At 51.8% G+C, this 16,858-nt stretch carries 17 protein-coding genes, 1 tRNA gene and 1 pseudogene; 12 read left to right on the top strand and 7 right to left on the bottom strand.

Features of this window, described 5'->3' with window-relative positions; genetic code table 11:
• The first annotated feature begins 303 nt into the window (after positions 1-303).
• Positions 304-981 (top strand): hypothetical protein, encoded by a 678-nt coding sequence (locus HEM79_RS05675; RefSeq protein WP_176243004.1) that lies wholly within the window; start codon positions 304-306, stop codon positions 979-981.
• Between the two features lie 388 nt (positions 982-1,369).
• On the opposite strand, the gene emrE is transcribed toward HEM79_RS05675, so the two are convergent.
• The gene (emrE, locus tag HEM79_RS05670) at positions 1,370-1,702 is read right to left on the bottom strand and encodes a multidrug efflux SMR transporter EmrE (RefSeq protein WP_001070440.1); all 333 of its coding nucleotides are present in this window, start codon (positions 1,700-1,702) and stop codon (positions 1,370-1,372) included.
• Positions 1,703-1,796: 94 nt separating this feature from the next.
• On the opposite strand from emrE, the pseudogene HEM79_RS05665 reads away from it, so the two are divergent.
• Positions 1,797-1,967 (top strand): annotated as a pseudogene (locus HEM79_RS05665) (integrase); the annotation flags it as partial.
• A 15-nt stretch (positions 1,968-1,982) separates the two neighbouring features.
• Here the strand turns inward: HEM79_RS05665 and HEM79_RS05660 are convergent.
• Positions 1,983-2,059: transfer RNA gene (locus tag HEM79_RS05660), tRNA-Arg, on the bottom strand.
• Positions 2,060-2,319: 260 nt separating this feature from the next.
• On the opposite strand from HEM79_RS05660, the gene folD reads away from it, so the two are divergent.
• The 3 genes from folD (at position 2,320) to HEM79_RS05645 (ending at position 4,039) form a co-directional block, all read left to right on the top strand.
• Positions 2,320-3,186: a bifunctional methylenetetrahydrofolate dehydrogenase/methenyltetrahydrofolate cyclohydrolase FolD gene (folD, locus tag HEM79_RS05655; protein WP_000729172.1), complete on the top strand. Its 867-nt coding sequence runs from the start codon at positions 2,320-2,322 to the stop codon at positions 3,184-3,186.
• Position 3,187: 1 nt separating this feature from the next.
• On the top strand, positions 3,188-3,400 hold the full coding sequence (gene ybcJ / locus HEM79_RS05650; RefSeq protein ID WP_000190295.1) for a ribosome-associated protein YbcJ: 213 nt from the start codon (positions 3,188-3,190) through the stop codon (positions 3,398-3,400).
• A gap of 108 nt (positions 3,401-3,508) precedes the next feature.
• Positions 3,509-4,039, top strand: coding sequence for a metal-dependent hydrolase (locus tag HEM79_RS05645; RefSeq protein WP_176243005.1), 531 nt, complete (start codon positions 3,509-3,511; stop codon positions 4,037-4,039).
• A gap of 41 nt (positions 4,040-4,080) precedes the next feature.
• Here the strand turns inward: HEM79_RS05645 and cysS are convergent, their stop codons facing one another.
• Complete coding sequence (cysS, locus tag HEM79_RS05640; RefSeq protein ID WP_000912345.1) at positions 4,081-5,466, bottom strand: cysteine--tRNA ligase; 1,386 nt, start codon at positions 5,464-5,466, stop codon at positions 4,081-4,083.
• A 173-nt stretch (positions 5,467-5,639) separates the two neighbouring features.
• On the opposite strand from cysS, the gene ppiB reads away from it, so the two are divergent.
• From ppiB to purK, 4 genes are all read left to right on the top strand, one after another.
• On the top strand, positions 5,640-6,134 hold the full coding sequence (gene ppiB / locus HEM79_RS05635) for a peptidylprolyl isomerase B (RefSeq protein ID WP_000256002.1): 495 nt from the start codon (positions 5,640-5,642) through the stop codon (positions 6,132-6,134).
• A gap of 2 nt (positions 6,135-6,136) precedes the next feature.
• A complete protein-coding gene (gene lpxH / locus HEM79_RS05630) occupies positions 6,137-6,859 on the top strand; it encodes a UDP-2,3-diacylglucosamine diphosphatase (RefSeq protein WP_176243006.1) in 723 nt (240 codons plus the stop codon).
• 116 nt (positions 6,860-6,975) lie between these two features.
• Positions 6,976-7,485: a 5-(carboxyamino)imidazole ribonucleotide mutase gene (gene purE, locus HEM79_RS05625; RefSeq protein WP_010349513.1), complete on the top strand. Its 510-nt coding sequence runs from the start codon at positions 6,976-6,978 to the stop codon at positions 7,483-7,485.
• The gene (purK, locus tag HEM79_RS05620) at positions 7,482-8,549 is read left to right on the top strand and encodes a 5-(carboxyamino)imidazole ribonucleotide synthase (RefSeq protein ID WP_176243007.1); all 1,068 of its coding nucleotides are present in this window, start codon (positions 7,482-7,484) and stop codon (positions 8,547-8,549) included. Before purE ends, purK begins: the two co-directional genes overlap by 4 nt.
• A 125-nt stretch (positions 8,550-8,674) precedes the next feature.
• Here the strand turns inward: purK and HEM79_RS05615 are convergent, their stop codons facing one another.
• The 4 genes from HEM79_RS05615 to HEM79_RS05600 are packed head-to-tail and all read right to left on the bottom strand — an operon-like array spanning position 8,675 to position 13,327.
• Entirely contained in the window at positions 8,675-9,568 is an 894-nt protein-coding gene (locus HEM79_RS05615; RefSeq protein ID WP_176243008.1) for a carbamate kinase, read from the bottom strand.
• Positions 9,565-10,380 carry a DUF2877 domain-containing protein gene (locus HEM79_RS05610; protein WP_176243009.1) on the bottom strand — a complete coding sequence of 272 codons (816 nt, stop codon included), beginning with the start codon at positions 10,378-10,380 and terminating at the stop codon, positions 9,565-9,567. Before HEM79_RS05610 ends, HEM79_RS05615 begins: the two co-directional genes overlap by 4 nt.
• 10 nt (positions 10,381-10,390) lie before the next feature.
• Positions 10,391-11,650 carry a YlbE family protein gene (locus HEM79_RS05605; RefSeq protein WP_176243010.1) on the bottom strand — a complete coding sequence of 420 codons (1,260 nt, stop codon included), beginning with the start codon at positions 11,648-11,650 and terminating at the stop codon, positions 10,391-10,393.
• A gap of 9 nt (positions 11,651-11,659) precedes the next feature.
• Positions 11,660-13,327 (bottom strand): acyl-CoA synthetase FdrA, encoded by a 1,668-nt coding sequence (locus tag HEM79_RS05600; RefSeq protein WP_176243011.1) that lies wholly within the window; start codon positions 13,325-13,327, stop codon positions 11,660-11,662.
• 316 nt (positions 13,328-13,643) lie between these two features.
• Between HEM79_RS05600 and allD the strand changes: the two genes are divergently transcribed.
• Genes allD through allE form a run of 3 tightly spaced genes read left to right on the top strand, consistent with a single transcriptional unit; the run spans position 13,644 to position 16,746 of the window.
• Positions 13,644-14,693 (top strand): ureidoglycolate dehydrogenase, encoded by a 1,050-nt coding sequence (gene allD, locus HEM79_RS05595; RefSeq protein WP_176243012.1) that lies wholly within the window; start codon positions 13,644-13,646, stop codon positions 14,691-14,693.
• A gap of 21 nt (positions 14,694-14,714) precedes the next feature.
• On the top strand, positions 14,715-15,950 hold the full coding sequence (gene allC, locus HEM79_RS05590) for an allantoate deiminase (RefSeq protein WP_176243013.1): 1,236 nt from the start codon (positions 14,715-14,717) through the stop codon (positions 15,948-15,950).
• 10 nt (positions 15,951-15,960) lie between these two features.
• The gene (allE, locus tag HEM79_RS05585; protein WP_176243014.1) at positions 15,961-16,746 is read left to right on the top strand and encodes a (S)-ureidoglycine aminohydrolase; all 786 of its coding nucleotides are present in this window, start codon (positions 15,961-15,963) and stop codon (positions 16,744-16,746) included.
• Positions 16,747-16,858 lie beyond the last annotated feature (112 nt).

Here is a 16,858-nt window from a genome sequence, read left to right as displayed (position 1 = left end):
TTGCTTGCTCCCTTCCTTTTCACTTTCCTGGTCAGCATCCTGTCTGTATTAATTGTTTAGCAGGTTCTCTGTTTTCAACGCATTTTATGCGTCTCGGTTTTGCCCCACTACGACCTGCATAGCCAATAAGAAGATAGCTGTGACACAAATAACCGGTATAGCCACTACTCAGAGTCATTATATATTCATATTTATGTCACTACATAACCTGTAAATAAGAACAATTATTCATTGAATGCATTAACATCAATATATTCCTTTATACAGGAATAAACCCTTTTATTTAATAAACAAAAAGAGTTAATGATGAGTAAAATTACAGGCGTTTTAGTTGATAACCATATCTATGATATTAAAAATGATATGGAGAGTGGTTACTGTTTTCCTAACAGTTTATTTCCAGGCGCCACCTTCAAGATGGTCATTGATAATGACCCGGTTAATAATGATAAAGTAAAATGGAGCTGTAGCACTGATGCAGACAATAATGTTCTGGCGGTGAGTCAGGATGGCACAGTAACTTTTCCTGGCGTTGACGAAAAGTGCGTTGGGAAGATTTTTGTTATTTTCGCCACTGATAAATCAACGAATAAATCTGCCGGTATTTATATTTTTATCGTGAAGCGTTTTTTTAAATACAGTATTGAAACTTATGATTCAGTTAAAAAGATTTTACCGTGGGTTGAAAGCATGAACGGAGAATTTCCTGAAGCGTGGGATATCGATAGTTACGATTATAATGATCATAATTTAGGTCATATTATCACGCGAGAAGTTAACGCAGGACTTTACCAGGAATGGGGCAATGTAGCTAATAGTGGATGGAACACAGATAATGAGTATGAAGGTATTTGTAGAATTTACGCTTTTAATAAAGAAAATAATACTTATTATTGGCTGAGAAATGATGGACTCAGACAGATATTGAGCGCGGAATTGGACGCTCAGGCAGTTGCATCCTACGGTGAATCCATCAACTGATTGTGCTTTTTGTCCACTATCATTTGGATTATTGTAGCGTAAACATTCACTGAAATTATAAAATTTAACTTACGCGAAACCACCCGTTCAACGGGTGGTTATTATTTTATCAGCGATGTGTATAAAGGTTTAAAAATAAACAAACTTAAGATTTCATTTTTATTTTTCTATAAGCTATTGATTCTCGATACCAAATATCCTCGCCAATACCCGTTTCATCACAAAATGCTGGCGGCATTTCTCACCGAAAACTTTATTGCTACTGTTCAAAACGCAAATGTGGTAACCCCCTGCTCACTTGCCAAAAAAAAATTACCCGCAGTATAAAAAAGCAGCCCGTATAAACATACGGGCTGCCATATTTCACTCGATTCAAAAGAAATTATTTTCAATGTGGTGCGCTTCGTGACAATAAGTTAATTACCAACACTCCGGCACAAATCAACATCATGCCTATAATGGCTGGCAGGTCCAACCGTTGGCCGAAAAATCCCCAGGAAAGTAAACTAATCAGGACGATACCGACTCCTGACCAGATAGCATAAGCAATCCCTGTAGGAATATAAGCCAGCGTCTGAGCTAATAACCAGAATGATGCACAGTAACAAATAATTGTACCAACAGAGGGCCATAACCGTGTAAAACCCTCTGAAAACTTCATTAAGGTTGTACCAATGACTTCTGCAAGTATTGCGCCACCAAGATAAATATAAGGGTTCATAGCATATTCTTTCCTGTTAATACCGAAGAGAATTGTACTACAGTTTGAACTTAACTCACCGGATTCATTCTGGTGCATTCATTGATGTTCTTCATCAATACTTCAGGAAATGGGCGGATGGGAATCCATAGAAATGGTGCGTAGATATGTTCACCTTGCGCCTAATCATTTAACAAAGCACGCGAGGAAAACAGACGACATCTTTGGTGATGATGTCCCAGATATGTCCCACTGTGAAATTATGGAGGAGGTAAAGAAGGCGTAACTAATTGAATTTTAATGGCGCGCCCTGCAGGATTCGAACCTGCGGCCCACGACTTAGAAGGTCGTTGCTCTATCCAACTGAGCTAAGGGCGCATTGATAACACAATGTGTGTGTAATCGCGTGAATTATACGGTCAACCCTTGCTGAGTCAATGGCTTTTGAACCGGTTGCTGAACAAGTGTACGACCGCATCTGATTTACCTCACTACGGCGGCAAACCAACGACGGTTATCATTATCGCCAGGTACAGAAGGTTTCACTTTTCAGAAAACGAAAACTGACAGCGCGCCACGCTTCTGACAAAATAGACGCATCCCCTTCGACCTACGTAACAGATGGAATCCTCTCTCTGATGGCAGCAAAGATTATTGACGGTAAAACGATTGCGCAGCAGGTGCGCTCTGAAGTTGCTCAAAAAGTTCAGGCGCGCGTTGCGGCCGGACTGCGAGCGCCAGGACTGGCCGTTGTGCTGGTGGGTAGCAACCCTGCATCGCAAATTTATGTCGCAAGCAAACGCAAGGCTTGTGAAGAAGTCGGGTTCGTCTCCCGCTCCTATGACCTCCCGGAAACCACCAGCGAAGCAGAGCTGCTTGAGCTTATCGATGCACTGAACGCCGACAACACCATTGACGGCATTCTGGTGCAGTTGCCGCTTCCGGCGGGAATTGACTACATCAAAGTGCTGGAACGTATTCACCCGGACAAAGACGTAGACGGTTTCCATCCTTACAACGTCGGTCGTCTGTGCCAGCGCGCGCCGCGTCTGCGTCCTTGCACTCCGCGCGGTATCGTCACGCTGCTTGAGCGTTACAACATTGATACCTTCGGCCTCAACGCCGTGGTGATTGGCGCATCAAATATCGTCGGCCGCCCGATGAGCATGGAACTGCTGCTGGCAGGTTGCACCACCACTGTGACTCACCGCTTCACCAAAAATCTGCGTCATCACGTAGAAAATGCCGATCTGTTGATCGTTGCCGTCGGCAAGCCGGGCTTTATTCCAGGTGACTGGATCAAAGAAGGCGCAATTGTGATTGATGTCGGCATCAACCGTCTGGAAAATGGCAAAGTTGTGGGCGACGTAGTGTTTGAAGAAGCGGCTAAGCGCGCTTCTTACATTACGCCCGTTCCCGGCGGCGTTGGCCCGATGACGGTTGCCACGCTGATAGAAAACACGCTCCAGGCGTGCGTTGAATATCATGATCCACAGGGTGAGTAACATGGCGACATTTTCTTTAGGTAAACATCCGCACGTTGAGCTGTGCGACTTGCTGAAACTGGAAGGCTGGAGCGAAAGCGGCGCGCAGGCGAAAATCGTGATCGCCGAAGGTCAGGTGAAAGTCGACGGCGCGGTTGAAACGCGCAAACGTTGCAAAATCGTCGCCGGTCAGACAGTGAGTTTTGCAGGCCACAGCGTACAGGTTGTTGCCTGATCCCACTTCGGCCTGCACGTATGCAGGCCGATTCTCTTTTCAGACCTTTGCCCTCTTCGTCGCTTTCATCCATGCTGATAGCGTCGATATTTTGCCGAAGCGATCATCATGCCAACCGTTATTACTCACGCCGCCGTTCCCCTTTGTATTGGTTTAGGGTTGGGGTCGAAAATCATCCCACCGCGTCTGTTATTTGCCGGAATCGTCCTGGCGATGCTGCCAGATGCCGACGTCTTGTCGTTTAAATTTGGCGTTGCTTACGGCAATGTTTTTGGTCATCGCGGGTTTACCCATTCGCTGGTGTTTGCGTTTGTTGTTCCATTGCTATGCGCACTTATGGGGCGTCGATGGTTTAAGGCTGGGCTGATTCGCTGCTGGCTGTTTTTAACCGTCTCGTTGCTATCGCACAGCTTGCTGGATTCGGTAACCACTGGCGGTAAAGGCGTTGGCTGGCTGTGGCCGTGGTCAGATGAACGCTTTTTCGCTCCCTGGCAGGTGATAAAAGTCGCGCCGTTTGCATTGTCTCGTTACACCACGCCGTACGGGCATCAGGTGATTATTTCTGAATTGATGTGGGTGTGGTTGCCGGGAATGGTGCTAATGGGAATGTTATGGTGGAGCAGGCGTAAATTGCGCTGAACGTATCCTCTCCCTTGCGGGAGAGGATAAGAGTGAGGGAATTACTTACGACGCCAGGTGGTCCCTTGCGGGCCATCTTCCAGCACGATCCCCATCTCGTTAAGACGGTCACGCGCCGCATCTGCCGCCGCCCAGTCTTTCGCTTTACGAGCATCCAGACGCTGTTGAATTAACGCTTCAATCTCAGCCACTTCGCTATCGTCTGCCTGCGCGCCGCTTTGCAGGAACGCTTCTGGTTCTTGCTCCAGCAGACCCAGCACAGCAGAAAGTTTACGCAGGTGAGACGCCATTGCGTTCGCCGCTGCCATATCTTCTGCTTTCAGGCGGTTCACTTCACGCGCCATATCAAACAGCACGGAATAGGCTTCCGGGGTGTTGAAATCGTCGTCCATAGCCTCAATAAAGCGCGCTTCAAACGCTTCGCCACCGGCAGGTGCAACAGTTTTGTCTGTGCCACGCAGAGCGGTGTAGAGACGCTCCAGCGCCGCACGCGCCTGCTTCAGGTTCTCTTCGCTGTAGTTCAACTGGCTGCGATAGTGACCGGACATTAAGAAGTAACGCACGGTTTCCGCGTCGTAGTATTTCAGCACATCGCGCACGGTAAAGAAGTTCCCCAGCGATTTCGACATCTTCTCGCGGTCAACCATCACCATGCCGGAGTGCATCCAGTAGTTTACATACTGACCATCATGCGCACAGGTGGACTGAGCGATTTCGTTCTCGTGGTGCGGGAACATCAGGTCAGAACCGCCGCCGTGGATATCAAAGTGGTTACCCAGCTGCTTGCAGTTCATTGCCGAACACTCAATGTGCCAGCCTGGACGGCCCGCGCCCCACGGAGACGGCCAGCTTGGTTCGCCCTCTTTAGACATCTTCCACAGAACGAAGTCCATCGGGTTGCGTTTGTCGTCGACCACGTCAACGCGCGCGCCTGCCTGCAGCTGGTCGAGATCCTGACGCGACAGCACGCCATAAGTTGGATCGGTCGGTACGTCGAACATCACGTCGCCGTTGTCCGCCACATAAGCGTGACCTTTGGCGATCAGTTGTTCAGTGAGTTCAATAATTTCTGCGATATGGTGCGTCGCACGCGGCTCCATATCCGGACGCAAAATGTTCAAAGCATCAAAATCTTTGTGCATTTCGGCGATCATGCGATCCACCAGCGCCACAAAGCTTTCGCCATTTTCATTGGCGCGTTTGATGATTTTATCGTCGATATCGGTAATGTTGCGCACATACTTCAGCTTGTAGCCGAGGAAACGCAGGTAGCGTGCAACCACGTCAAAGGCAACAAAGGTACGCCCGTGACCGATATGACAGAGGTCGTAAACGGTGATTCCACACACGTACATGCCGACTTCCCCGGCGTGAATAGGCTTAAATTCCTCTTTTTGGCGTGTCAGAGTATTGAAGATTTTTAGCATCGAAGATTCCGTTTAGACATGTGTGGGTAATTGAGTTGCGTATAATACCCATATTTCCCGCGCGATTCAGCATACATTGCGAGATGATCCGATCGTGCGGTTATGCTATAACACCACCCTATATATGACCCGAACCGGGTTGAAGCACCAATCAAACGGAACAGGATGCAAAAATGGTTACTTTCCACACCAATCACGGCGATATTGTCATCAAAACTTTTGACGATAAAGCACCTGAAACAGTTAAAAACTTCCTGGACTACTGCCGCGAAGGTTTTTACAACAACACCATTTTCCACCGTGTTATCAACGGTTTTATGATTCAGGGCGGCGGTTTTGAACCGGGCATGAAACAAAAAGCCACCAAAGAACCGATCAAAAACGAAGCCAACAACGGTCTGAAAAATACCCGTGGTACGCTGGCAATGGCCCGTACTCAGGCTCCGCACTCTGCAACTGCACAGTTCTTCATCAACGTGGTTGATAACGACTTCCTGAACTTCTCTGGCGAAAGCCTGCAAGGTTGGGGCTACTGCGTGTTTGCTGAAGTGGTTGAAGGCATGGACGTGGTAGACAAAATCAAAGGTGTTGCAACCGGTCGTAGCGGTATGCACCAGGACGTGCCAAAAGAAGACGTTATCATTGAAAGCGTGACCGTTAGCGAGTAATCGTGGCGACACTCTTTATTGCAGATCTTCATCTCTGCGTGGAAGAACCGGCGATCACCGCCGGTTTTCTGCGTTTTTTAACCGGAGAAGCCCGCAATGCCGACGCGCTGTATATTCTTGGCGATCTGTTTGAAGCATGGATTGGCGACGACGATCCCAACCCACTCCATCGCCAGATGGCGGCAGCAATCAAAGCGGTATCCGATTCCGGCGTTCCCTGTTATTTCATTCATGGCAACCGTGATTTTCTGCTCGGCAAACGCTTTGCCCGTGAAAGCGGCATGACGTTATTGCCGGAAGAAAAGGTGCTCGAACTTTATGGTCGTCGGGTGTTGATTATGCATGGCGACACGCTGTGCACCGATGACGCGGGTTATCAGGCTTTTCGCGCCAAAGTCCACAAACCCTGGCTGCAAACACTGTTCCTCGCCCTGCCGCTGTTTGTACGCAAACGCATTGCCGCGCGAATGCGAGCGAACAGCAAAGAAGCCAACAGCAGTAAATCGCTGGCGATCATGGACGTAAACCAAAACGCAGTGGTCAGTGCGATGGAAAACCATCAGGTGCAATGGCTGATCCACGGGCATACGCATCGCCCGGCGGTGCATGAATTCATCGCCAATCAGCAACCTGCTTTCCGCGTCGTGCTAGGTGCCTGGCATACCGAAGGTTCGATGGTGAAAGTCACGGCGGATGACGTTGAGCTAATCCGTTTTCCGTTTTAAAAACGCGCAAGTTTGCTGATTTCACAACCACGCAACCGTTTTCCTTGCTCTCTTTCCGTGCTATTCTCTGTGCCCTCTAAAGCCGAGAGTTGTGCACCACAGGAGTTTTTAGACGCATGTCTTCCCGCAATAATCCGGCGCGTGTCGCCATCGTGATGGGGTCCAAAAGCGACTGGGCTACCATGCAGTTCGCCGCCGAAATCTTCGAAATCCTGAATGTCCCGCACCACGTTGAAGTGGTTTCTGCTCACCGCACCCCCGATAAACTGTTCAGCTTCGCCGAAAGCGCCGAAGAAAGCGGTTATCAGGTGATTATTGCGGGCGCAGGCGGCGCAGCGCATCTGCCAGGCATGATTGCCGCCAAAACGCTGGTGCCAGTGCTGGGCGTACCAGTACAGAGCGCCGCACTGAGCGGTGTCGATAGCCTCTATTCCATCGTACAGATGCCGCGTGGCATACCGGTGGGTACGCTGGCGATTGGTAAAGCGGGCGCGGCAAACGCGGCGTTACTGGCAGCACAAATTCTTGCGACTCATGATAAAGAACTGCACCAGCGTCTGAATGACTGGCGTAAAGCCCAGACCGACGAAGTGCTGGAAAACCCGGACCCGCGAGGTGCGGCATGAAACAGGTTTGCGTCCTCGGGAACGGGCAGTTAGGCCGTATGCTGCGTCAGGCAGGCGAACCGTTAGGCATTGCTGTCTGGCCGGTCGGGCTGGACGCTGAACCGGCGGCAGTGCCTTTTCAACAAAGCGTGATTACCGCTGAGATCGAACGCTGGCCGGAAACCGCATTAACCCGCGAGCTGGCGCGCCATCCGGCCTTTGTGAACCGCGATGTGTTCCCGATTATTGCCGACCGTCTGACGCAAAAGCAGCTTTTCGACAAGCTCCACCTGCCGACTGCGCCGTGGCAGTTACTTGCCGATCGCAGCGAGTGGCCTGCGGTGTTTGATCGTTCAGGTGAGCTGGCGATTGTTAAGCGCCGCACTGGTGGCTATGACGGACGCGGTCAATGGCGTTTACGCGCCGATGAAACCGAACAGTTACCGGCTGAATGCTACGGCGAATGTATTGTCGAGCAGGGCATAAACTTCTCTGGTGAAGTGTCGCTGGTTGGCGCGCGTGGCTTTGACGGCAGCACGGTGTTTTATCCGCTGACGCATAACCTGCATCAGGACGGTATTTTGCGCACCAGCGTCGCTTTTCCGCAGGCCAATGCGCAGCAACAGGCGCAGGCCGAAGAGATGCTGTCAGCGATTATGCAGGAGCTGGGCTATGTAGGCGTGATGGCGATGGAGTGTTTTGTCACCCCGCAAGGTCTGCTGATCAACGAACTGGCTCCGCGTGTGCATAACAGCGGTCACTGGACACAAAACGGTGCCAGCATCAGCCAGTTTGAGCTGCATCTGCGGGCGATTACCAATTTGCCGTTACCGCAACCAGTGGTGAATAGCCCGTCGGTGATGATCAACCTGATTGGTAGCGATGTGAATTATGACTGGCTGAAACTGCCGCTGGTGCACCTGCACTGGTACGACAAAGAAGTCCGTCCGGGGCGTAAAGTGGGGCATCTGAATTTGACCGACAGCGACACATCGCGTCTGACCGCGACGCTGGAAGCCTTAATCCCGCTGCTGCCGCCGGAGTATGCCAACGGCGTGATGTGGGCGCAGAGTAAGTTCAGTTAACTGGTGCTCATATTCTTGCCGGATGCGGCGTGAACGCCTTATCCGACCTACCGATCCGGCACCCATTGTAGGCCTGATAAGACGCGTCAAGCGTCGCATCAGGCACAAATGTCTACTGCCTACGACTACAGCGAAATACAGGTCCCCGCCTCGCCCGCCAGCGTCTCTTCAATTCGCGATAACGCCCCAATCCACGCGGGTTTGCCACGGCTTCTGACATAACCACTCACCGCTGTCACCTTCGGCCCCATCGAACCATCGGCTTTGGCAAATGGCGCTAACTCATCCGGTGTGGCATGGCGAATGGCACGTTGCTGCGGCGTTCCCCAGTTTTCATATACCGCATCGGCATCGGTCAGGATCACCAGTCCATCGGCATTAATCTGCTCGGCGAGCAACGCAGCGGCGAGATCTTTATCAATTACCGCTTCACTCCCTGCCCCGTCATCCGTCACAGGCACACCGCCGCCACCGCTGCAAATCACCACATGCCCTTCTTTGAGCAAAAGTTCGATGGCTTCGCTGTCGAGAATTTTACGCGGTTGCGGAGACGCCACCACCCGGCGCACATATTTGCCATCGCGTTTCATCTGCCAGCCGTAAGCCGCTTCCAGCGACTCTTGTTCTTCTGGCTGATAAACCGGACCGATAAACTTCTCTGGCTGCAAAAACGCCGGATCATCAGGCGAAACTTCAATGCGCGTCAGCACCGTCGTCACAGGCGGCATCTGCGGCTGTGCGCGCAAACTTTGCGCCAGCATATAGCCAATCATTCCCTGACTTTCCGCCACCAGCACATCCAGCGGATACGGTTCCACTTCTTTCCACGCCAGATTCTGTAACGCCAGCAGCCCCACCTGTGGTCCGTTGCCGTGAACAATCGCCAGCCGATAAGAACGAGCCAGACGCGCCAGCGCGGGTACAGCACTGGCGATATTGCGATATTGATTTTCTGCCGTCAGCGCCTCACCGCGCTGGAGTAAGGCGTTGCCCCCAAGAGCTACAACCAGTGTTTTCATGGTTTTCCTTGTAATAATTGTTGACCAAGCCAGAACCCCAGCAGCGTATCTGCCCCTGACGTATGCCCCAGCGCCAACAGCGAATCAATCGCAACAGCGGTACGTTTCGGGCAACTCAGAGCATGAACAAAGTGCAGGAGTGGCGAGGCGAAATATCCTTGCGCGGCATAACGTAAATAACTGACGCTCACCGCTGTGGTAACGAGTTGAAGATTGTTGGAACAGGCAAAAAACGGGCGACCGGAGCACGCATCTAAAGCGCCATAATACCAGGCCGCCAGTAGCATTCCCGTCAACGTGTCATCATGACTCGGCGTTAATCCGGGGCCTTTACCCAGCCAGTGCCGCCAGTCAGTCTTAACGCCATTGAGCGCGGTCTGAAAACAGTGGCGAAACTGGCGTAATTCAGCGGGCAGCGGATCGCTTACCGCCATCGCCAGTGGTCCAAAAAGCCCGGTTTCCTCCGCGCGTTGCATCCATGCAGCCGCAAGCGGTTGAGGATACGCAGGCGGCGTAATACGCAGCAAACAATAACGCTGTGGCTGTTTAACCGTGAAACGCCCGATGCGAATCCCTTGAGCCACAACCTGCGGTCGTTCATTGCCGCCTAACTCGCCACATAACGCATCGAATTGCGCGCGGCGAAGCACCCATCCTCCGGGACCGAAACCACTACCCTGACGATGCAGCGTTAACAGTTCGCCGCTTTCCGTCATCAGATTAATCGCCCGCCGCCAGACGCCCGCTAACCGCCATGACTGGCGATAATTCGGTGCGCTACGGCTGGCAAGCAGAGGATGGATGATCGTCATTGCGCGTTCCTCAACCAATCCCCATGCTTTCAGCCAGTGCTTCCAGCGCCTGTTCAAAGCACGCCAGTGGCGCCCGCACGGTGCCTGCACCAATCTGCCCGATCCCCGCTTCTTTATGGGCGATACCGGTATTGATAAGCGGCGTAATACCCGTTTCTACCACGCGCCGAATATCCAGCCCCAGACACGCGCCCTGGAAATCCCAGCCAGGGATCTGCAATTGCATATTGCGCTCAAGGAATATTTCCGCCATCTCTTCAGAAACTGTCCTGGCAGCCTCCATACCACCCGCACCGACAAAGCGCGTTACACCAGGGGCGGCGATCATTGCCGCACCACCGATACCAAAGGTTTCGGTAATCGCGCTGTCGCCCATATCCGGGTTCGCCTGCTCCTGCGAGAAGCCGGTGAAAAACAGACCTTGCGGAGTGTTTACAGGCGCAGTAAACCAGCGTTCACCCAGCCCGCTTACCCGAATCCCGAACATATTGCCGTTGCGGGTCATTGCCGTGACGATGCTGCCCGCGCGGATCATCGCGCCAGCATCCATCGCCGCCTTGCAGTAAGCCATCGCGAGGTTGAGGAAGAACTGATCGGTCACGCTGAGGAAATCCATCACTTCGGCGATGTGCTGTTTATCATGATCGAGTCGGGCTATTTGTGGGGCCAGCGCACGCATTAACAATGCTGAGGAAGCAATATTGCGTTGATGGAACTCATCGCCCATCGTAATGCCCTGCGCCATCATCGCGGTGAGATCGATACCGCGCTCCATGCGCCCCAGCGCCGCACTTAATACTGGCATTAACACATCGCGCATCCAGCGATGGCGAGTCAGGACATCTTCGCCGTAAGCGCCAAAACGCATCACTTTGCCGATACCTTCGTTGAGGTTGCAGTACGCCCGGTTGCCGTCGGTCACGTTCTCGACCACCAGCATCGGCATACTGGCAGAAGTAATGCCGCCCATTGGCCCGACGGCATTTACATGGTGACAAGGAATAAAGTTCACTTCCCCCTGCTCCAGTATTGCCAGCGCCTGCGCTTCATCTTTCGCCCAGCCTTCGAACAGACATGCGCCCACGCACGCCCCTTTCATGGGGCCAGTCATCTCCTGCCAGCGCATTGGCGGCCCGGCGTGAAGCAGCGTTTTGCCCTGGTTTAGTTCGCTGATAAGTGAAGAAGCCGGTTGCACATCCAGCCAGTGTGGACGAGCGCGACGAATTTGTTCGATAACCGCAGCATTGGCTTGCGCCACTGATGTAAACATGGGAACCCCTTATTGCAAACGTTCTAATAAACGAGCCAGTTTTTTATTGCCGCCAGCGACTGGCGCCCATTGGTAATGCACGACCGGTTTGCTGGCGCCTTGTAGTTCCAGCGCAAAACTGCGTAATCCGGCATTAATCACCGCGACGTTTTCCAGTAATGACGGTGTGTGTTGCTGTGTGGCAGGCGAAAGCGGATGAATCAGTGCCGCCGCCAGCAAGGTGGCTTCCGGCAGCGAACTCACTACCGCAATCCCCGCATCTTCCAGCGTGGCGATTTGTTGCGATCGGCATTGCGGGTCACGTTCAGTGCCTGTTACCGTGGCAATGGCGTACAGCGGTTGGTTGTCTGAACGCGCGGCACAGGCTTTTTGCCAGGCGCTTACCAGCGAGGCAGCAGGATCGGCGGTCGCGCCGAAGCCAATCACTACATCAAGCAGCAATACGCGCACGTGTGGTTTTGCGCCAAGCTCGGCAATTAACTGGTTGCGTAAGGTCGGGTCGATCATCGGATGGGGACGCCCGACGGTGTAGAAATCATCGCCCAGGTCGATGATCTGGTGACCATCAGCGTCCAGCATCATGCCGTGATGATGGGTATCGTCGGCTGCCACGCCAAGGTGCCCGGCAAGTAATCCCGCCGCTTCGGCGGCCAGCGTACCGCCGGTATACAAACCGCAAATAAATCCGCTGCTGGCAGGCGCTATCGCATTACGTCGCGCCGTAACGCGTGAAAGCAGGCAAGCCAGACGCGCGGCCTCATCCAGCGAGGAGGCAAACCAGATATTTTCGTCGCGGGTAACCGCCGGGGTATAACCTAAAAACAGCGCCACCGTCGGTTTGCCGGTTGCTTTCATCGCGTTAACAATACGCAGGCGCACGGCTTCGGCAGGCGGTTTTGAGACAAACGCCAGCACTTCGCTTTTCGCGTCGGCACTTAACATTTCCAGCGCCGTCAGTGCACTGATGCCGCCCACTTCACGGCAGAGATCGCGCCCGCCAAGACCAATCGCGTGAGTAATTCCCTCCCCTGCCAGCGCAATCTGCGAGCACAGTTCCTGAATCCCTGTACCAGAAGCGCCAATGACACCAATATTGCCTTCCGGCATCACATTGGCGAAAGCCAGCGGCGTGTCGGCAATCATCGACGTACCGCAGTCCGGCCCCATCACCAGCAAGCCTTTTTCCTGCGCGCGGGTTTTGAGTTGGATTTCATCTTCCAGCGTGACGTTATCAGAGAACATCATCACGTTGAGATTGCGATCCAGCGCCTGATTCGCCAGCTCTGCCGCGTACTCGCCAGCCACTGAAATCAGCGCCAGATTGGCATCGGGTAATTTCTGACAGGCACTGTCCCAGCGACGCACCTGCGTCAACGCCTGGCTGCTGCCCGTTCCCTGCGCCAGTTGTTTTAGCGCCTCTTCAAGCTGCTGCATAATCGCCTGCGCGATCCCCGCATCCGCCGCTTCGCTACGAATTGCCACGCAAATATCGTTCGGCGTGGCGTTATTAAAATCGTCATGCCAGAAACCTGTGGTATCTAATAACGCTTTATTGGCGGGCGTACCCATCATTACGGAAACATCATCAACATTTTCTGATTCGCTGAGTTTTCGTGAAATAATCATTAAACTGACCGAATCCTGAAAACACCCTTTTTTAATAAAGGCGTGGATCATAACAACTCCTTAAAAATTGCACCCATGGCAATTGCACGAGCAGTGTTAATGTGGCGATTACGGTATCGATGACAACGAGTAAATAAGGTGATGAATATCACACAGGGATTATTAACAAAAGAATTCAAATAACCGCCAGGCTATTACGCGTTATTTTTTAATAAGCGTGGTTGTTTTAAAAATCAGGTTAAAAGAGGGACGATTATCAAATAAATTCTAACTATATTTTTTTGCCTGTCTGGATCACATAATCGAGATATTTTCCCTGTATGTTAATTGCAGTCATGCTTCACACCGTCGTTAAAAAGGAAGACAGATGAAAATCAGTCGGGAAACACTCCACCAGCTAATCGAGAATAAACTCTACCAGGCTGGGTTAAAACGAGAGCACGCTGCAACCGTGGCTGAAGTATTGGTTTACGCCGATGCCAGAGGGATCCACTCTCATGGCGCGGTGCGCGTGGAATACTACGCGGAACGCATCTCAAAAGGCGGCACCAACCGCGAACCGGAGTTTCGTCTTGAGGAAACCGGGCCGTGCTCGGCAATTTTACATGCCGACAATGCCGCCGGGCAGGTCGCCGCAAAAATGGGTATGGAACATGCCATCAAAACCGCCCAACAAAATGGCGTTGCGGTGGTCGGTATCAGCCGGATGGGTCACAGCGGCGCAATCTCTTATTTTGTGCAGCAGGCAGCCCGCGCCGGATTGATTGGCATTTCGCTGTGCCAGTCCGATCCAATGGTGGTGCCATTTGGCGGCGCGGAAATTTACTACGGTACTAACCCGCTGGCCTTTGCTGCGCCGGGAGAAGGCGAAGAGATCCTTACCTTTGATATGGCGACTACCGTACAGGCATGGGGAAAAGTGCTCGACGCCCGCTCGCGTAATATGTCTATCCCGGATACCTGGGCGGTCGATAAAAACGGTGCATCAACAACCGATCCGTTCGCGGTACATGCTCTGCTTCCCGCAGCCGGACCGAAAGGGTATGGCCTGATGATGATGATTGACGTCCTCTCAGGCGTGTTACTCGGCTTACCATTCGGGCGACAGGTTAGTTCGATGTATGACGATTTACACGCCGGGCGTAATTTGGGGCAATTACATATAGTTATTAATCCGAACTTTTTCTCCTCCAGCGAATTATTCCGTCAACATCTTAGCCAGACCATGCGCGAATTAAATGCCATTACCCCCGCGCCCGGTTTTAATCAGGTTTATTATCCCGGACAGGATCAGGATATTAAACAACGCAAAGCCGCCGTCGAAGGCATCGAAATTGTTGATGACATTTACCAGTATTTAATTTCCGACGCGCTTTATAACACGTCATACGAAACGAAAAATCCCTTTGCGCAATAATTATTGAGACAGGACTTTCTTATGATTACACATTTCCGTCAAGCCATAGAAGAAACGCTGCCCTGGCTTTCCTCTTTTGGCGCTGACCCTACGGGTGGGATGACCCGTTTACTTTATTCGCCGGAATGGCTGGAAACCCAACAGCAATTTAAAAAAAGAATGGCAGCAAGCGGGCTGGAAACACGTTTCGATGAAGTGGGCAATTTATACGGTCGCCTGAGTGGCACCAAATATCCACAGGAAGTGGTTCTGAGCGGTTCGCATATCGATACCGTGGTCAACGGTGGTAACCTCGACGGGCAATTTGGCGCGCTGGCGGCGTGGCTGGCAATTGACTGGCTGAAAACGCAATACGGCGCGCCGCTACGTACTGTCGAGGTGGTGGCGATGGCGGAAGAAGAAGGCAGCCGCTTCCCGTATGTCTTCTGGGGCAGTAAAAATATTTTTGGTCTGGCGAATCCCGACGACGTGCGGAATATCTGTGATGCCAAAGGCAACGGCTTCCTTGATGCCATGCTCGCCTGCGGATTTACTCTGTCAAACGCCCCACTAACTCCGCGCCAGGATATTAAAGCCTTTGTCGAACTGCATATCGAACAGGGCTGTGTGCTGGAAAGTAATGGGCAGTCAATTGGCGTAGTGAATGCGATTGTCGGGCAGCGCCGCTATACGGTGACGCTGAACGGCGAATCAAACCATGCAGGCACCACGCCGATGGGTTATCGTCGTGACACGGTTTACGCGTTTAGCCGCATTTGCAGTCAGTCGGTTGAAAAAGCGAAAAAGATGGGCGACCCGCTGGTGCTGACCTTTGGCAAGGTGGAGCCGCGCCCAAATACGGTTAACGTAGTGCCGGGTAAAACCACGTTCACCATTGATTGTCGCCATACTGACGCTGCCGTGCTGCGCGATTTCACCCAACAGTTAGAAAACGACATGCGGGCGATTTGCGATGAAATGGACATTGGTATTGATATCGATTTATGGATGGATGAAGAACCGGTGCCGATGAACAAAGAGCTGGTCGCCACCCTGACGGAACTGTGTGAAACAGAAAAACTGAACTATCGGGTGATGCACAGTGGTGCCGGGCACGACGCGCAAATTTTCGCGCCTCGCGTACCGACCTGCATGATTTTTATCCCCAGCATCAACGGGATCAGCCATAACCCGGCGGAACGCACCAATATTACCGACCTTGCCGAAGGGGTCAAAACGTTGGCACTCATGCTTTATCAACTTGCCTGGCAGAAATAAGGAGTCATAAATGGGATATTTAAATAACGTCACCGGTTACCGCGATGATTTACTGGCTAACCGTGCGATTGTTAAACACGGTAATTTCGCACTGTTAACACCAGACGGTCTGGTAAAAAATATTATTCCGGGCTTTGAAAATTGTGACGCGACAATCCTGTCCACGCCAAAGCTGGGTGCCTCTTTTGTTGATTATCTGGTCACACTGCATCAAAACGGCGGCAACCAACAGGGCTTCGGTGGCGAAGGTATTGAAACGTTCCTGTATGTGATCTCTGGAAATATCATTGCCAAAGCCGAAGGGAAAACATTTGCCTTAAGCGAAGGTGGCTATCTTTATTGCCCGCCAGGCTCCTTAATGACGTTTGTTAATGCCCAGGCCGAAGACAGCCAAATCTTCTTGTATAAGCGCCGCTATGTTCCGGTAGAAGGTCATGCGCCGTGGCTGGTTTCTGGCAATGCCAGCGAACTGGAACGCATTCATTATGAAGGCATGGACGATGTTATTCTGCTGGATTTTCTGCCCAAAGAGTTAGGCTTTGATATGAATATGCATATCCTCTCTTTTGCGCCAGGTGCCAGCCACGGTTATATCGAAACCCACGTTCAGGAGCACGGTGCTTATATTCTTTCCGGTCAGGGCGTTTATAACCTTGATAATAACTGGATACCGGTGAAAAAAGGCGATTACATCTTTATGGGCGCATATTCTTTACAGGCCGGCTATGGCGTAGGACGTGGTGAAGCGTTCAGTTATATTTACTCGAAAGATTGCAACCGCGACGTTGAGATTTAAGTAATACCGCTCGCCTGATTATTTTTAGCTATGTTGGATTTTGCCACGGTTTATACCGTGGCTTTTTTTGCGATAAATTCAGGTAAAAAAAGATGCGATATGAACCGCATCC

Source organism: Escherichia sp. 93.0816 (assembly GCF_013368855.2).
In the GTDB taxonomy this organism is placed as follows: Bacteria; Pseudomonadota; Gammaproteobacteria; order Enterobacterales; family Enterobacteriaceae; genus Escherichia; species Escherichia ruysiae.
The sequence above is the reverse complement of the archived record's forward strand: the minus strand, read 5'-3'. Positions and strand labels throughout refer to the sequence as shown.

Excerpts from the sequence above, each read along its gene's own strand:
- HEM79_RS05675 (WP_176243004.1), top strand. The coding sequence starts at position 304 with ATGATGAGTAAAATTACAGGCGTTTTAGTTGATAACCATATCTATGAT.
- emrE (WP_001070440.1), bottom strand. The coding sequence starts at position 1,702 with ATGAACCCTTATATTTATCTTGGTGGCGCAATACTTGCAGAAGTCATT.
- folD (WP_000729172.1), top strand. The coding sequence starts at position 2,320 with ATGGCAGCAAAGATTATTGACGGTAAAACGATTGCGCAGCAGGTGCGC.
- ybcJ (WP_000190295.1), top strand. The coding sequence starts at position 3,188 with ATGGCGACATTTTCTTTAGGTAAACATCCGCACGTTGAGCTGTGCGAC.
- HEM79_RS05645 (WP_176243005.1), top strand. The coding sequence starts at position 3,509 with ATGCCAACCGTTATTACTCACGCCGCCGTTCCCCTTTGTATTGGTTTA.
- cysS (WP_000912345.1), bottom strand. The coding sequence starts at position 5,466 with ATGCTAAAAATCTTCAATACTCTGACACGCCAAAAAGAGGAATTTAAG.
- ppiB (WP_000256002.1), top strand. The coding sequence starts at position 5,640 with ATGGTTACTTTCCACACCAATCACGGCGATATTGTCATCAAAACTTTT.
- purE (WP_010349513.1), top strand. The coding sequence starts at position 6,976 with ATGTCTTCCCGCAATAATCCGGCGCGTGTCGCCATCGTGATGGGGTCC.
- purK (WP_176243007.1), top strand. The coding sequence starts at position 7,482 with ATGAAACAGGTTTGCGTCCTCGGGAACGGGCAGTTAGGCCGTATGCTG.
- HEM79_RS05615 (WP_176243008.1), bottom strand. The coding sequence starts at position 9,568 with ATGAAAACACTGGTTGTAGCTCTTGGGGGCAACGCCTTACTCCAGCGC.
- HEM79_RS05610 (WP_176243009.1), bottom strand. The coding sequence starts at position 10,380 with ATGACGATCATCCATCCTCTGCTTGCCAGCCGTAGCGCACCGAATTAT.
- HEM79_RS05605 (WP_176243010.1), bottom strand. The coding sequence starts at position 11,650 with ATGTTTACATCAGTGGCGCAAGCCAATGCTGCGGTTATCGAACAAATT.
- HEM79_RS05600 (WP_176243011.1), bottom strand. The coding sequence starts at position 13,327 with ATGATCCACGCCTTTATTAAAAAAGGGTGTTTTCAGGATTCGGTCAGT.
- allD (WP_176243012.1), top strand. The coding sequence starts at position 13,644 with ATGAAAATCAGTCGGGAAACACTCCACCAGCTAATCGAGAATAAACTC.
- allC (WP_176243013.1), top strand. The coding sequence starts at position 14,715 with ATGATTACACATTTCCGTCAAGCCATAGAAGAAACGCTGCCCTGGCTT.
- allE (WP_176243014.1), top strand. The coding sequence starts at position 15,961 with ATGGGATATTTAAATAACGTCACCGGTTACCGCGATGATTTACTGGCT.